Raw genomic sequence first — 14,050 nt, 5'->3', positions numbered from 1 at the left:
CCATGGACAAGCAGAGGGACTTCGTCCTCCGGACGATCGAGGAGCGCGGCGTCAAGTTCGTGCGCCTGTGGTTCACCGACGTGATCGGCACGCTCAAGTCCGTCGCCATCGCGCCGGCCGAGGTCGAGGGCGCCTTCGCCGAGGGCATCGGTTTCGACGGCTCCGCCATCGAGGGGCTGACCCGCACCTACGAGTCCGATCTGCTCGCCCAGCCCGACCCGACGACCTTCCAGACGCTGCCGTGGCGGGGGGAGATCGACCCGACCGCCCGCATGTTCTGCGACCTCACCACGCCCGACGGGCAGCCCGCGGTGGCCGACCCCCGTCACGTGCTGAAGCGCACGCTCGCGAAGGCCGCCGATGCGGGCTTCACGTTCTACACGCACCCGGAGATCGAGTTCTACCTGCTCAAGTCGTCGTCTTTCGGCCCCGAGGGGCCCGTGCCCGTCGACTCCGCGGGCTACTTCGACAACGTCCCCGGTGGCACCGCGCACGACTTCCGTCGGCGCTCCGTCCGCATGCTGGAGGACCTCGGCATCTCCGTGGAGTTCAGCCACCACGAAGGCGGCCCCGGCCAGAACGAGATCGACCTGCGCTACGCCGACGCCCTCACCACCGCGGACAACGTGATGACCTTCCGGACGGTCATCAAGGAGGTCGCGATCGAGCAGGGCGTGTACGCCACGTTCATGCCGAAGCCGCTCAGCGGTCAGCCCGGCAGCGGCATGCACACGCATATGTCGCTGTTCGAGGGCGACCAGAACGCCTTCTACGAGGAGGGTGCGAAGTACCAGCTCTCCAAGACCGGTCGGCACTTCATCGCGGGTCTGCTCAAGCACGCCAATGAGATCTCCGCGGTGACGAACCAGTTCGTCAACTCCTACAAGCGGCTCTGGGGCGGCGACGAGGCCCCGAGCTTCATCACCTGGGGCCACAACAACCGCTCCGCGCTCGTCCGCGTCCCGATGTACAAGCCCAACAAGGGCCAGTCCTCGCGCGTCGAGTACCGCGCCCTCGACTCCGCGGCGAATCCTTACCTCGCTTACGCGCTCATGCTCGCCGCCGGCCTCAAGGGCATCGAGGAGGGCTACGAGCTTCCGCCGGAGGCGGAGGACAATGTCTGGGCGCTGAGCGACGCCGAGCGTCGGGCGCTGGGATACTCGGCGCTTCCGGCCAGCCTCGACCACGCCCTGGAGTACATGGAGGCCTCCGAGCTGGTCGCGGAGACGCTCGGGGAACAGGTCTTCAACTACGTGCTCCTCAACAAGCGCAAGGAGTGGGAGGCGTATCGCGGTCAGGTCACGCCGCTGGAGCTGAAGAACAACCTCGAGCTCCTCTGAGCACGGCATGGCTCGCCCCGACGCCTCCGTCTCCCTTTCGGCCCTCGCTCGACTCGGATTCGCCGAGCTGAGCGAGGCCGCGGCGTCACTGGCAGAGCTCGAGAGCCTGCTCGACGTACCGCGGACGATGCTGCTCGAGGCGTCTGTCGCTGCAGATCCCGACGCGGCTGTCCGTGGGATGTTGCGGGTGGCACGACGCGACCCGTCCCCGCTGCGGGCCCTTGTCACCGACGAGGAGACGCGCCAACGTGTCTGGCGCGTCTTCGGTGCCTCCGTGGGGCTGGCCGAGTTCTTCCTGCGCCATCCTGAGGAGCTCGACGTGCTTGCGGCGCCCGTCGACGCGCTGCCCGCCGCGGACGTCTGGCGCGATCGGCTGCTCGCCGCCGTCGGGGCCGAGGACGGCTTCGCCGAATCCGCGGAGGACGAGACGATCGTGGCCCTCCGCGTCGCGTATCGGCGGAACCTCGCGGAGATCGCGGCGTTCGACCTCGGCCACCCGCGACCCGAAGACGTCGTCGCCGAGGTCGCCGCCTCCCTTGCGGACCTCGCCGGCGCCGCCCTCGAGACGTCGCTCGCGATCGCCCGCACGCGCCAGGCGCCGTCGGCGGGTCGCGATGCCGTCGCCACGACACAGCTGGCTGTGATCGGCATGGGCAAGGCGGGTGCCAGGGAGCTCAACTACGTCAGCGATGTCGATGTCATCTTCGTCGGGGGCACGTCCGACGAGGAGACGCTGTCCGAGCCGCAGGCGATCGACATCGCGACGCGTCTGGCCAGGGACACCATGCGCTTCCTCAGCGCCATCGAGGTCGAACCGCCACTCTGGGAGGTCGACGCGGCACTGCGCCCCGAGGGCAAGCAGGGAGCGCTCGTGCGCTCCCTCGCCTCCCACGTCGCGTACTACGACCGATGGGCGAAGAGCTGGGAGTTCCAGGCGCTGCTGAAGGCTCGTCCCCTCGCCGGCGATCCTGCACTGGGCGCCGCCTACATCGATGCCGTGCAGCCGCGCGTGTGGTCGAGCGCCGCCAGGGAGGAGTTCGTCGAGAGCGTCCAGCGGATGCGCGAGCGGGTCATGGAGCACATCGACCCGGAGGACGCCCCGTATCAGCTCAAGCTCGGGGCGGGCGGGCTGCGCGACATCGAGTTCACGGTGCAGCTCCTGCAGCTCGTGCACGGTCTCACCGATGCCTCCCTCCGCACCCGCGGCACACTCGAGAGCCTGGACGCGCTGGTCGCGGGCGGCTACATCGGCCGTGCGGATGCGGGCGCCTTCGCGCACGACTACCGCGTGCTGCGGCTCATGGAACACCGTCTCCAGCTGCGTGATCTCAGCCGCACCCACCTCATGCCGAAGACGCCCGCTGGTCTGCGCATCCTGGCGCGCAGCACGAAGCTGGCGGACACGGGGGAGGGCGTCTGGGCCCGGTGGGAGAGTGTCCGGCGCGAGGTGCGCGACATCCACACCCGCCTCTTCTACCGCCCGCTGCTGAGCGCGGTGGCCGGGCTGCCCGAGGAAGAGCGCACCCTTTCCGCGGAGCAGGCCCATGACCGGCTCGCGGCCATCGGCTTCCGCGATCCCGCCGGAGCCCTCCGACACATCGGGGCACTGACGCGCGGGATCAGTCGCAAGGCGACGATCCAGCGACACCTGATGCCCGTGATGGTGCGCTGGTTCGCCGATGGCAGCGACCCCGACTACGGTCTCCTGGCCTTCCGCCGCATCAGCGAGCGGCTGGGCGACACATCGTGGTTCCTGCGCATGCTGCGGGATTCGTCCGGCGCCGCAGAGAGCCTCACCCGGCTGCTGTCGTCGTCGCGCTACATCGGCGAGCTGCTGGAGTGGATCCCGGAGTCGGTGGCCTGGCTGGACAGCGCCGAGCGGCTGCGTCCGCGGAGCGCGCAGGCGCTGGACGAGGAGGCGCGGGCGATCCAGACGCGTCACGAGACGGTCGCCGACGCGCTGCGGGCCGTCCGCGCCCTGCGGCGTCGCGAGCTCCTGCGCACCGCCATGGCCGCGGTGCTCGACGTCGTCACCATCGAGGAGGTGGCCACCGCGCTCACCGACATCACGGATGCGACGATCCAGGCCGGCCTCCGCGCCGTTCTCCGAGAGGTCGTCCCGCCGGAGGACGCAGCGCTCGACTTCGCCGTCATCGGCATGGGGAGGTTCGGCGGTGCGGAGCTCGGCTTCGGGTCCGACGCGGACGTCCTGTACGTGCACGACGCGAACGGTGTCGACTCGGGCAGAGCGGAGAAGCTGGCGACGAGAATCGTGGCGGGGCTCCGCGAGCATCTGACCGACCATCGCCTCCCGCTCGACCTGGACGCGGGTCTGCGGCCGGAGGGGCGCAACGGTCCGATCGTGCGGTCCATCGACGCCTACGCGGCCTACTACCGTCGCTGGTCGCTGTCGTGGGAGGCTCAGGCGCTGCTGCGGGCTCGCGGTGTCGCCGGCAGCGCGAAGCTCATCGGGCGGTTCATGGAACTCGCGGACAGCATCCGGTACCCGGAGGCGGTCGATCTCCAGGGGCTCCGGGAGATCAAGCGGATCAAGGCCAGGGTCGAGGGGGAGCGGCTGCCGCAGGGGACCGACCCGCGTCGTCATCTCAAGCTCGGACCGGGGACTCTCAGCGACGTGGAGTGGCTCGTGCAGCTTCTCCAGCTGCAGCACGCGACCGATGTCCCCGGCCTGCGCACCACGTCGACCCTGCAGGCACTCGACGCCGCGGTCGGCGCCGGGCTCGTCGAGGAGGACGACGCGGAGCGCCTCCGGGCGGCGTGGCTGCTGTCGAGCCGACTCCGTTCAGGCATCACGTTGCTCACGGGTCAGACGAGCGACGTCCTGCCCGCTGACCGCCGTCAGCTGGATGCCCTGGCCCGTCTGCTCGGCTATCCACCCCGGTCGGCGACACCGCTCGAAGAGGACTATCTCGCCGTCACCCGGCGTGCCCGGAGAACCTTCGAGCAGCTCTTCTACGGCTAGACGGCCGGTCGAGTTGCACGATCGTCGTCCGTCGCTCAGAGTGAGCGTATGACCTCTCCTCGCATCGGCGTGATCTGGAACCCGACGAAGTCCGACCGGGATGTCCTCGGCGAGGCCGTCACCATCGCCTTCGGTGAGGAAGCCGACGTGCGCTGGGGCGAGACGACTCCGGATGACCCCGGCCGTGGCGTCGCGGCGAAAGCGGTGGAGGAGGGCTGTGCCCTCGTCATCGCGGTCGGCGGTGACGGCACGATCCGCGCGGTCGCGGAGGCTCTGGTCGGCACCGATGTCGCTCTCGGGATCGTCCCGCAGGGCACAGGCAATCTGCTCGCGCGCAACCTCGGCGTGCCGCTCGAGGGCGTGCTGCCGGCGCTCGAGCACATCCGCGATTCCGAGCCGCACCGCATCGACCTCGGCTGGGTGGAGTTCGACGGCGAGGAGCATGCCTTCTCCGTCATGGTCGGCTTCGGGGTCGACGCGCAGATGCTCGTGGAGACCAACGACGACCTCAAGGATCGCGCCGGCTGGCTCGCCTACGTCGAGGCGATGGGGCGCGCACTGGCCGGTACCGAGATGACGGACATCACGCTGCAGCTCGACGACCACGAGCCGGAGGAGGTGCGCGGTCACACGCTGCTCGTCGGCAACTGCGGCATGCTCCAGGGTGGCATCCGTCTGCTGCCCGATGCCGTCCTCGACGACGGGCTCCTCGACATGTTGCTCATCAGCTCCGACGGCGCGCTGCAGTGGCTCGACACCGTCCGCTCGGTCGTCTGGGACAACGGCATCCGTCGCATGATCGGGAACGTCGATCAGGCGGTCAGCACGGACTCCACCACCCACGTCTCGGCGGAGCGGATCCGCGTGCAGCTCTCCGCGCCGCAGATGTTCGAGATCGACGGCGAGGAGATCGGCGAGATCGACGCGTTCACCGTGCGGGTGCAGCCGGGCGCCGTCCTGGTCCGCTGATCAGGCGACGGTCACCGCCGGCGGCGTTCTCTTCCTGTCCTGATTGGGGAAGACGACCTTCTGCACGATGATGATGATGCTCGCGGCCACCGGGATGGCGACGAGAGCGCCCAGGATTCCGCCGAGCGCTCCACCGGCCACCGCGGCGATGACCACCAGTGCGCCGGGGACGGCGACGGCCTTGTTCATGATCCGCGGGGAGAGCACGTACGCCTCGATCTGCATGTAGATCAGGTAGTAGATGATCGCGATCAGCGCGGTCGTCGGCGAGACGAACAGGCAGATGAGCGAGATGATGATCGATGCCGAGAGCGTTCCGACGAGCGGGATCATCGAGCCGATGAACGCGATCAGTGCGAGCAGCGCCGGCACCGGCGCTCCGATGATGGTGAGGAAGATGAGGCTCAGGACGCCGTTGGTGAGCGCGAGGCTCGCCTGACCGATGACGTAGCGCCCGACAGCACTGGAGACGTCCTCCAGGAGCTCGCTGAAGGTGTCGCGCTGGTAGGCGGGGACGAACCGCGCGGCCACCCGCTTCATGCTGCGCAGCGATGCCATGAAGTAGAGGGTGAGGATGAGCACGATCGTGACGCCCGTCAGGCCGCCGGCGATCCCTGCGCCGACGGCGAAGACGCCGCCACCGATGTCGAGGAAGTTGTCCGGGTTCTGCACGAAGCCGAGCACGCCGTCGACCGCATCCTGGATCGTGCTGCCGAACTGTCCGCTGACGTCCTGGAACCAGGCGCTCTTCGTGAACTCCTTGATCATCTCCGGACCGTCTTTGATGAGGTTCCCGATCTGCTCCACGAGAGTGGGGACGATGGCGAGGATGATCCCGGCGAAGGCGAGGAGCACGCCGATCACGACCACGGCGACCGCCGCCGGGCGCGGGAGCTTGCGTTCGATGAACCGCACGATCGGATCGAGGCCGAGCGCGAGGAACAGGGCGACGCCGATGTAGACCAGCACGGTGGCGAGCTGGCCGACGATGCCGCCGATCATGAGCGCGACGAGCACCCCGAGGGCGCCGAGGAGACCGAACATGAACGGGTTCGCCCTGGCGCCGGCGACCACGCTCGACGGCGACCGTCGCTGTGCGGACACGCTGGGTGCCGGATCCGGCGGTGCGATCAACTTCCTGCGACGCATGGTCCCCTCCCTCTGTCGATAGTCGACACTCGATCTTCCTCCACCAGGTCCCGTGCGCTGCTCAGCGACACCCGTCGGCTCGGCGGGCGTCGGGGGCGTCGGGTCAGTGGCTGCTGTTGCCCTTGCCGTTGTTGCCGTCGCGGCCAGGGCTCTTGCCTCGGTTCTCCTGCGCCTGCGGTGCGGCGTTCTCGGGCAGGCTTCCGTCGATCACCGACTCGGAGACAGGCGTCGTCGGCGCCACCGGGGTCGCAGCCACCGGCTCCACGACGACGGTCTCCGTCGGCGCCGGGTCGGCGACGGTGTCGGCGGGAGCCGGTTCGACGGACACGAGCTCCTCGATGCTCTCGAGCATCCTCGATGCACCGTCGGAGACGGCACCCGAGCTGGCGAGGGCCTGCTCGCCGTGCCCGACCAGTGCTGCGGAGGCGGTGGTCACCGCGCCGAGCACGACCACCGCGGCGATGAGGAGAGACTCGCGACGACGGCGCGTGCGCCGGGCCGGGGACGCCGCGGGGTGCGCCGACGCGACGCGACGACGGGCGCGGGCCTCGGCGCGGGTGCGGGGGAGGGGGAGGGCGCCTGCCGCCGGCGCCGGAAGCGGCACGGTGACATCCGTTGCCACCTCTTCGGTAACGGGGAAATCGAGCAATCGGCGCAGTTCGCTCTCGACCTCCAGAGCGTGTGGCCGCGCTTCGGGGTCGATCGCCGTCATCGCGGTGAGCAGGCCGACCCACTCCGACCCCAGCTCCGCGGGGATCTCGGGGGCGATGTGGAGGCGGGCGAGGGCGGATTCGACGCTGAGGGTGGGAGCGAAGCCGGGCTTGCCGGTGAGCGCCTCCAACAGGACGAGCCCGAGCGCGTAGACGTCGACCGCGGGACGGATGTCGCCGTTGCGCAACTGCTCCGGTGCCATGTAGGTCAGTGTCCCGAGGACGATGCCGGGAGTGGTGACACGCGACATGTCGATGGCGCAGGCGATCCCGAAGTCGGCGAGTTTCGCGCTCCACCGGCCGTTCGTGTCGAGAGGCGGGGTGAGCAGGACGTTCGAGGGCTTGATGTCGCGGTGCACGATGCCGGCGCTGTGCACGGCGTGGAGGGCGGAGGCGATGTCCGCCCCGATCATGGCGATCTCGCGCGCTGGGACCGTCGCGCGTGCCATGCGCTTGCTCAGAGTCGGTCCGGGCACGTACTCCATCACGAGGTACTTCGGTCGTCCGGGCTCGAGGTGCGCGTCGAGGAGGGTGACCAGGCCAGGGTGGTTGAGACCCGCGAGGAGCGCCTTCTCCGAGTGCACCCGCTCCACCGGCACGACGGCGTCGTCGGACTCGCGGAACATCTTCACCGCGACGGTGCGTTCGAGGGTGATGTCCTCCGCGCGGTACACGGTCGCCATCCCGCCCATACCGACGGCCTCTGCCAGACGGTAGCGGCCGTCCAGAAGCGCGGCGGTCGGCGGGGCTTCCTGGGTGATCACGGCGTCCTCCACTGGCGGGACCGGGTATCCCGACGATGTCTTCACCGTATCCGCGCAGAGAAAACGCTGCGTTGGGGTTGACGTGGAGGCCGACACCTGCAACGGGGGATCCATGGGGAGCTGGGAGACTGGACGGATGGCAGGGATTCACCACGTGGAGATCTGGGTCGCCGACCTCGCGTCGTCGCGAGCGGAGTGGGGGTGGCTGCTCGGTGCGGTGGGTTTCGTCCGGGCCGGCGCATGGCCCGAGGGCGAGTCCTGGGAGGCGGGTGGCGCGTATGTCACCCTCACGATATCCCCGAACCTCAGCGGCAGCGCACACGATCGTCGCGCCCCTGGCGTGAACCATCTCGCCTTCGCTGCGGGCCCGCCGAGCCGAGTGGACGCGATCATCGCGGCGGCCCCCGAGCACGGCTGGCGGCCTTTGTACGCGGAGCGCTACCCGCACGCCGGTGGGCCCGATCACTACGCCGGATGGCTGGAGAACTCCGCGGGGTTCAAGGCCGAGATCGTCGCCGACGAGTTCTGACGCGGGCCATGCCCAGCGCCGTTACCGCCAGAGGCGGGCGGCGGTGCTGGCGGTCTCCATGGAGATGGCATTGGCGGTGATGAGTCGGCGGTTGGCTTCGGCGAGGGCGGCCTTCATGCGGCGGATGGCGGTGTCCCAGTCGTGGTGGGCGCGGTCGTATGCCGCCTGCGCCTCACCGGACCATGAGGATCGAAGCCGAGCGGCCTCCGCGTCGAGGGTGTCGAGCGCGTCTTCGAATTGCCGAAGGGTGAGAGCGAGACGCGCGACCGTGTCGCTGACGGCGTCGTGACGGACCGTGACTCTCATCGTTGCTCCGACAGCTCCTGGCCGAGGTCGAGCTCACGGAGGACGTACGTCTGAGCGACGGCGTCGGTGAGGTAGTACGTGAAGAAGATGCCCGCGGCTTCGTCAGCAGTGAACGCCTCGTTCGAGAACACGCGCACCGCACGCGTCTGACTGATCGGGATCAGCGTCGTCCCGTCGGCAGGCTCGGGACGCCTTACCGTGTACAGGTGGGTCTCGCCGTCAGGCGCGGCGAGGCGCACTTCCACGGTCATCTGATCGGCTGAACCGGCCGCCTGGATGAAGGAGTCGGTCAGAGGCTTCTGGATCCGATGATGCTAGACGGGTCCGCGCCACGCCAGATGCTGTACGTGAACTCGCTCACGCCGTCCAAGCGGCCGAGCATGAGGCGCAAGTGATCTGCGACGGGGCGCCTGTTCTCTGTGATCCACCCCATCTGACCGCTCGTGAACTGCTGGCCGTGCGTCCTGCTTGAGGTCACCGCAGTCTCCTCTCTCCCCGAGAACGCAGCGAGCTGTGCGACCGTGTCGGCGATCGCGTCGTGACGGACCGCGACTCTCATGGCGCCTCGTCCTCGGTGGGGTCGGGGACGCTCATGTCAATCTCGCGGAGCGTGTAGGGCTGGGCGACTTTATCGGTGAGGAAGTAGGTGTAGAAGATCACCGCTGCTTCGTCGGCCGTGAACACCTCGTTGGGATACACGGTGGTGGAATGGCGTCCGTCATCCCAGTGGATGACCTCGGTGGGCTCGCCGGACATGTCCGCGCCCGGACGCCCGACGACATACTGATGCGCGATGCCGTCCGGGTCGACATAGCGGACCTCGATCACAAGGGCTTCCGCTGTCCCGGCACACTGGATGTACTCCTCGCTGAAGGGGATGCTGTCCAGAAGGTCCGCGCCCTCCGGGGCGCGCCACAGGCTCCATGCCCATGTTGAGGACCCGTTGAGCTGACGCAGCGAGAACTGGATCTGTTCCTGGTACGGCCGGAAGTAATCGACCAGTGCGCCGCGAGTATCGTCATTGATCTGACGGATATGTGTCGGTTGACTCATTTCACGGTCTCCAGAATTACTCGAGTGATTGTGATTCTCTCCCCATTCAGGGTGGCGGTCGCTGGTCGTTCGGGGCTCACGGTGGCATCGAAGCCACGTTGGGCTGCATCGCGGCTGCCCGTGCCGCCCTTGATCTCGATGCCGGTGTACGTCCCGTCGGCGTTCTCGATGAAGCCATCGTAATAGCGAGCTTGGTCTGAGGTCGCTTGGGGATTGTGGTGATACCCCTGGATGGTCGCGCGGATCTTGTTGCGGATAACGTCCTTGCCGGTGTCCTCGGCGACACGATCGAGTCCGATCTTTTCTGTGTCGACCCAGGGGCGTTGGCCGTCGCCGTTGTACTGGCCGAGCACGTTCCGTCCGCCGTGCGTGGGGTGTGGGGCGGGGCGCTCAGGAGCATTCTGAGCGGACTCGTTCGCCCACCCGGCAGCGTGTCCGGCTGCGGTCAGGCCGGCCGCGGCTACGCGGGCGCCAGCCCAGGCCAGACCACCCCCAGGGACGGTGCCGACGCCGGTTACGGCGACCGCTCCGCTGCCGCCCATCATGGCCCCGCCGCCGATGACCAGGGCGGCTCCGCCGAGGAGTTCGAGGACGATGTCCAGGTGCTCCCGCAGCGTCCGCGCGGAGGCGGCGAGCATGTCCATCGTGGCCTGGAACGGCTGCACGACAGCGAGCGTGAACACCGCCTCGGTGACGGCATGCTGGGCTGCGGTCGCGGCCTCAGCCTCGGTGAGCGGCATGCGCGCGGCCTCTGCGGCCTGGTCCAACCGGACTGCGCAGTCTCGGGCGAAGACATCCAGCGTCGCCCGGGCGTTGAACAGCACCGCTCTGGCCTGTTCATGCGCGGGACCGGACGGGTCGACGAATGGCACCTCCACCTCCGGGTGCCGAAGGCCCTGCCCGACCCGAAGCTCGCGGACGTAAGCGCGGTGCGCGGCCAGTGCCGTGGCGGCCTGCTGCTCGGCCTCGTCCCAGAGAGTGATGGCGCGCGCGGCTTCCTCCTGCGCCCACTCCAGCGCATCCGCCCAGGTGAACAGGGCGTGAGCGCCCTCGCGGAGCCCGTCGCCGGCGTTCGACCAGTGCAGCAACTGACGATCGAAGCGCGTCAGGTACGCGTCGTAGGCCTCGCCCGTCCAGGTGCCCTCATCGGCGAGCGACGCGAGCTGGTCGTGCACCCGTGCCGCAGCCACGCCGTGTGCCTTCCACCCCTCGGCCGTCTGCCTGACCTCGCCGGGTGAGCCAGGGATGAGGGCGGTGGCGGAGCGGGTCTGCCCGAGCCCGATCACTCTTCCCAGATCATCGCGTCGACCTCGGCCTTCGCGGCATCCGTCCCCTCATCGAAGACCCGGGCCGTCGTCGCCAGACGTTCGGTGAAATCGTCGGAGTCCGTCACCCGCGCTGCGAGGCCCGCAGACCAGGTTTCGGCGAACCGCTCAGAGGCTGCGACCACCCACTCGTGGCCGGCGCTCGTCGGCGGGGTGAGGTCGGTCGCCCCGACGTCTGCGATGATGCGCCGCGTCTTCGCCGCCATCGCCCGCAACACATCCGTGTCGACCTCATAATCCTGCGACATGCCGCCCTCTTCCTGCGAGCCCCCCCGGCTGCGGGATCGAGCGTAGGTCAAGACAGGGTCAGAGGATGGCGAAATGTCTGAATATGCGTAGGAAGTAACCCCAAATGAGTACGTGGGGGGGGTAGGGCTGCCGTAGCCGCACGGTCCCCATGCAGCGAAAGAGCCCGCCCCCGGATGGGGACGGACTCTTTCGCGATCTGCGTTCGGCTCAGACTCCGAAGTACAGCTCGTACTCGAACGGGTGCGGGCGCTGAGCGATCGGCAGGATCTCGTTCTCGTACTTGTAGGAGATCCAGGTCTCGATGAGCTCCTCGGTGAACACGCCGCCCTCGAGGAGGAACTGGTGGTCGGCGCGGAGCGCCTCGAGCGAGTCCAGCAGGGAGTTCGGCACCTGCGGGATGTTCTTGGCCTCCTCAGGCGGAAGCTCGTAGAGGTCCTTGTCGACGGGCTCGTGCGGCTCGATGCGGTTCTTGATGCCGTCGAGGCCCGCCATGAGCTGCGCAGCGAAGGCAAGGTACGGGTTGCCCGAGGCGTCGGGCGCGCGGAACTCGATGCGCTTGGCCTTCGGGTTCGAGCCCGTGATCGGGATGCGGATCGCGGCGGAGCGGTTTCCGGCCGAGTAGACCAGGTTGACCGGAGCCTCGAAGCCCTTGACCAGACGGTGGTAGCTGTTCAGCGTCGGGTTGGTGAAGGCGAGCAGCGCCGGCGCGTGGGCCAGGATGCCGCCGATGTACCACCGCGCGATGTCGCTGAGCTGACCGTAGCCGGCCTCGTCGTAGAAGAGCGGCTTGCCGTCGCTCCACAGCGACTGGTGGGTGTGCATGCCCGAGCCGTTGTCGCCGTACAGCGGCTTCGGCATGAAGGTGGCGACCTTGCCCCACTCCTCGGCGGTGTTCTTGACGATGTACTTGAACTTCAGGATGTCGTCGGCCGCGTGCACCATGGTGTCGAAGCGGTAGTTGATCTCCTGCTGGCCGGCCGTTCCCACCTCGTGGTGGGAGCGCTCGAGGATGAAGCCCGCATCGATGAGCTTGAGGGTGATGTCGTCGCGCAGGTCGGCCGTCTTGTCGACCGGGCTGACGGGGAAGTAGCCGCCCTTGTACGGGGTCTTGTTGGCGAGGTTCCCGCCCTCCTCCTCGCGGCCGGTGTTCCACGCGGCCTCCTCGGAGTCGACCTTGTAGAAGCTCTCGCCGGCAGTGACGGAGTAGCGCACGTCGTCGAAGATGTAGAACTCGGCCTCGGGGGCGAAGAACGCGGTGTCGGCGATGCCGGTGGAGGTGAGGTACTTCTCCGCCTTCTTCGCGACCTGACGCGGGTCCTTCGAGTAGATCTCGCCGGTGCGCGGGTTGTAGATGTCGAAGATCATCACGAGGGTGCTCGCCTCGCGGAAGGGGTCGATGTACGCCGTCGTCACATCCGGGATCAGCTGCATGTCCGACTCGTGGATGCTGGCGAAGCCACGGATGGAGGAGCCGTCGAACAGCTGTCCGTCCGTGAAGAAGGCCTCGTCGACCGTCGCCGCAGGGATGTTGAAGTGCTGCTGCACACCAGGGAGGTCGGTGAAACGGATGTCAAGGAATTTGACGTCGTTCTCCTTGATGTAGGCCAGTACCTCGGACGAATCTTTGAACATGTACGACTCCTGTGATGCGGATCGATGGCTTCGGGGCCACTTTGCACAGTACGGACGGGGGATTTCTCCACGGTATCCGCTTTGTTTCGTCCGTGTTACAGCGTGAGCAGGATCGGAGGGCATCCACAGCCTCGGTAGGCTGGAGGGGTGACGGATGCTGTGAACACGTACCCCGGTGAGCGACTCGGACTCCCGGAGTCCGGACCGGGGAGCATCGGTCGCCCTGGACGTCGCATCGGGGCCCTCGCGATCGACTGGACGGCAGCCGTCATCCTCTCCGTCGCGTTCTTCCAGTACGACCCGTTCGCCACGCTGCTCATCTTCGGCGTCGTGCAGATCCTCTTCATCCCGACCGCCGGCGGCAGCCCAGGGCACCGCATCCTCGGCATGCGCGTCGTCCGTCTCGACGGCGGATGGGTCGGTCTGTGGCGCCCGATCGTGCGCACGCTGCTTCTCCTCGTCGTGATCCCGGCCGTCGTGTGGGACCCGGATCAGCGCGGTCTCCACGACAAGGCTGTGGGCACGGTCCTCATCCGCGCCTGAGGCTCAGTCGCGGCCGCGGTTGCGACGGCGTGCTTCGCGGGGTGCCCTGCCGCCGAGGAACGAGCGCGCGGGGTCGACGACGTACCCGCGACGCAACGCTTCGCGGCCGATCAGCATCCGGAAACCCATCTCGTCCCGGTTGCTCAGCGTGACCTCGGCGAGCACCTCTCGGTCGACGAGACGGATCATCAGCTGCACGACGAGACGTTCCTGCGCGTGGCCGGAGGAGCTCCGGACGGCCCGCCGGTCGTGGATGGGGGACTCGACGACGACGGCATCCTCCTGGCTGTCCTGCCAGGGCTTCACACGGAACCGCACCCAGGGCTCGTCATCGCGCTCGAACTCCTGGATGTCGAACGCGTGCAGGGACGAAGTGCGGGCGCCGGTGTCGATCTTGGCTTTGATCCAGTCGACTCCGAGATCGGGCAGGCTCACCCACTCGCGCCACCCCGTAAGGGTGTTTGAATGGGTAGACCTACTCACCTGATACATCCTGGC

At 68.2% G+C, this 14,050-nt stretch carries 15 protein-coding genes; 5 read left to right on the top strand and 10 right to left on the bottom strand.

Annotation, left to right across the window (positions count from 1 at the left end; translation table 11 throughout):
* The first annotated feature begins 2 nt into the window (after positions 1-2).
* Genes glnA (MICNX66_RS08990) through MICNX66_RS08980 form a run of 3 tightly spaced genes read left to right on the top strand, consistent with a single transcriptional unit; the run spans position 3 to position 5,292 of the window.
* Positions 3-1,340 (top strand): type I glutamate--ammonia ligase, encoded by a 1,338-nt coding sequence (glnA, locus tag MICNX66_RS08990; RefSeq protein ID WP_071329447.1) that lies wholly within the window; start codon positions 3-5, stop codon positions 1,338-1,340.
* A gap of 7 nt (positions 1,341-1,347) precedes the next feature.
* The gene (locus tag MICNX66_RS08985) at positions 1,348-4,323 is read left to right on the top strand and encodes a bifunctional [glutamine synthetase] adenylyltransferase/[glutamine synthetase]-adenylyl-L-tyrosine phosphorylase (protein WP_187661591.1); all 2,976 of its coding nucleotides are present in this window, start codon (positions 1,348-1,350) and stop codon (positions 4,321-4,323) included.
* A gap of 48 nt (positions 4,324-4,371) precedes the next feature.
* On the top strand, positions 4,372-5,292 hold the full coding sequence (locus MICNX66_RS08980) for a diacylglycerol/lipid kinase family protein (RefSeq protein ID WP_187661590.1): 921 nt from the start codon (positions 4,372-4,374) through the stop codon (positions 5,290-5,292).
* Here the strand turns inward: MICNX66_RS08980 and MICNX66_RS08975 are convergent, their stop codons facing one another.
* On the bottom strand, positions 5,293-6,441 hold the full coding sequence (locus MICNX66_RS08975) for an AI-2E family transporter (protein ID WP_187661589.1): 1,149 nt from the start codon (positions 6,439-6,441) through the stop codon (positions 5,293-5,295). It abuts the gene before it with no gap.
* Between the two features lie 103 nt (positions 6,442-6,544).
* Positions 6,545-7,915, bottom strand: coding sequence for a serine/threonine-protein kinase (locus tag MICNX66_RS08970; RefSeq protein WP_187661588.1), 1,371 nt, complete (start codon positions 7,913-7,915; stop codon positions 6,545-6,547).
* A 136-nt stretch (positions 7,916-8,051) separates the two neighbouring features.
* On the opposite strand from MICNX66_RS08970, the gene MICNX66_RS08965 reads away from it, so the two are divergent.
* Complete coding sequence (locus tag MICNX66_RS08965; protein WP_187661587.1) at positions 8,052-8,444, top strand: VOC family protein; 393 nt, start codon at positions 8,052-8,054, stop codon at positions 8,442-8,444.
* A 21-nt stretch (positions 8,445-8,465) separates the two neighbouring features.
* On the opposite strand, the gene MICNX66_RS08960 is transcribed toward MICNX66_RS08965, so the two are convergent.
* The 7 genes from MICNX66_RS08960 to glnA (MICNX66_RS08930) all read right to left on the bottom strand — a co-directional run bounded on the left by MICNX66_RS08960 (position 8,466) and on the right by glnA (MICNX66_RS08930) (position 13,009).
* The gene (locus MICNX66_RS08960) at positions 8,466-8,750 is read right to left on the bottom strand and encodes a WXG100 family type VII secretion target (RefSeq protein WP_187661586.1); all 285 of its coding nucleotides are present in this window, start codon (positions 8,748-8,750) and stop codon (positions 8,466-8,468) included.
* On the bottom strand, positions 8,747-9,001 hold the full coding sequence (locus MICNX66_RS08955; RefSeq protein WP_187661585.1) for a hypothetical protein: 255 nt from the start codon (positions 8,999-9,001) through the stop codon (positions 8,747-8,749). Before MICNX66_RS08955 ends, MICNX66_RS08960 begins: the two co-directional genes overlap by 4 nt.
* A 38-nt stretch (positions 9,002-9,039) precedes the next feature.
* Positions 9,040-9,309, bottom strand: coding sequence for a hypothetical protein (locus MICNX66_RS08950; protein WP_187661584.1), 270 nt, complete (start codon positions 9,307-9,309; stop codon positions 9,040-9,042).
* Entirely contained in the window at positions 9,306-9,803 is a 498-nt protein-coding gene (locus MICNX66_RS08945; protein ID WP_187661583.1) for a hypothetical protein, read from the bottom strand. The genes MICNX66_RS08950 and MICNX66_RS08945 overlap by 4 nt, the downstream gene beginning before the upstream one ends.
* Positions 9,800-11,089, bottom strand: a complete 1,290-nt coding sequence (locus MICNX66_RS08940; protein ID WP_332107621.1) for a putative T7SS-secreted protein — start codon at positions 11,087-11,089, stop codon at positions 9,800-9,802. Before MICNX66_RS08940 ends, MICNX66_RS08945 begins: the two co-directional genes overlap by 4 nt.
* Complete coding sequence (locus tag MICNX66_RS08935; RefSeq protein WP_187661581.1) at positions 11,086-11,376, bottom strand: hypothetical protein; 291 nt, start codon at positions 11,374-11,376, stop codon at positions 11,086-11,088. The genes MICNX66_RS08940 and MICNX66_RS08935 overlap by 4 nt, the downstream gene beginning before the upstream one ends.
* 208 nt (positions 11,377-11,584) lie before the next feature.
* Positions 11,585-13,009 (bottom strand): type I glutamate--ammonia ligase, encoded by a 1,425-nt coding sequence (gene glnA / locus MICNX66_RS08930; RefSeq protein ID WP_187661580.1) that lies wholly within the window; start codon positions 13,007-13,009, stop codon positions 11,585-11,587.
* 147 nt (positions 13,010-13,156) lie between these two features.
* On the opposite strand from glnA (MICNX66_RS08930), the gene MICNX66_RS08925 reads away from it, so the two are divergent.
* Positions 13,157-13,552 carry an RDD family protein gene (locus MICNX66_RS08925; RefSeq protein ID WP_232089029.1) on the top strand — a complete coding sequence of 132 codons (396 nt, stop codon included), beginning with the start codon at positions 13,157-13,159 and terminating at the stop codon, positions 13,550-13,552.
* A gap of 3 nt (positions 13,553-13,555) precedes the next feature.
* Here the strand turns inward: MICNX66_RS08925 and MICNX66_RS08920 are convergent, their stop codons facing one another.
* Positions 13,556-14,044 (bottom strand): ATP-dependent zinc protease family protein, encoded by a 489-nt coding sequence (locus MICNX66_RS08920; RefSeq protein ID WP_187661579.1) that lies wholly within the window; start codon positions 14,042-14,044, stop codon positions 13,556-13,558.
* Positions 14,045-14,050: the final 6 nt, after the last annotated feature.

Source organism: Microbacterium sp. Nx66 (genome assembly GCF_904066215.1).
Taxonomy (GTDB): Bacteria; Actinomycetota; Actinomycetes; order Actinomycetales; family Microbacteriaceae; genus Microbacterium; species Microbacterium meiriae.
This window is presented reverse-complemented; position numbering and strand designations above follow the sequence as displayed.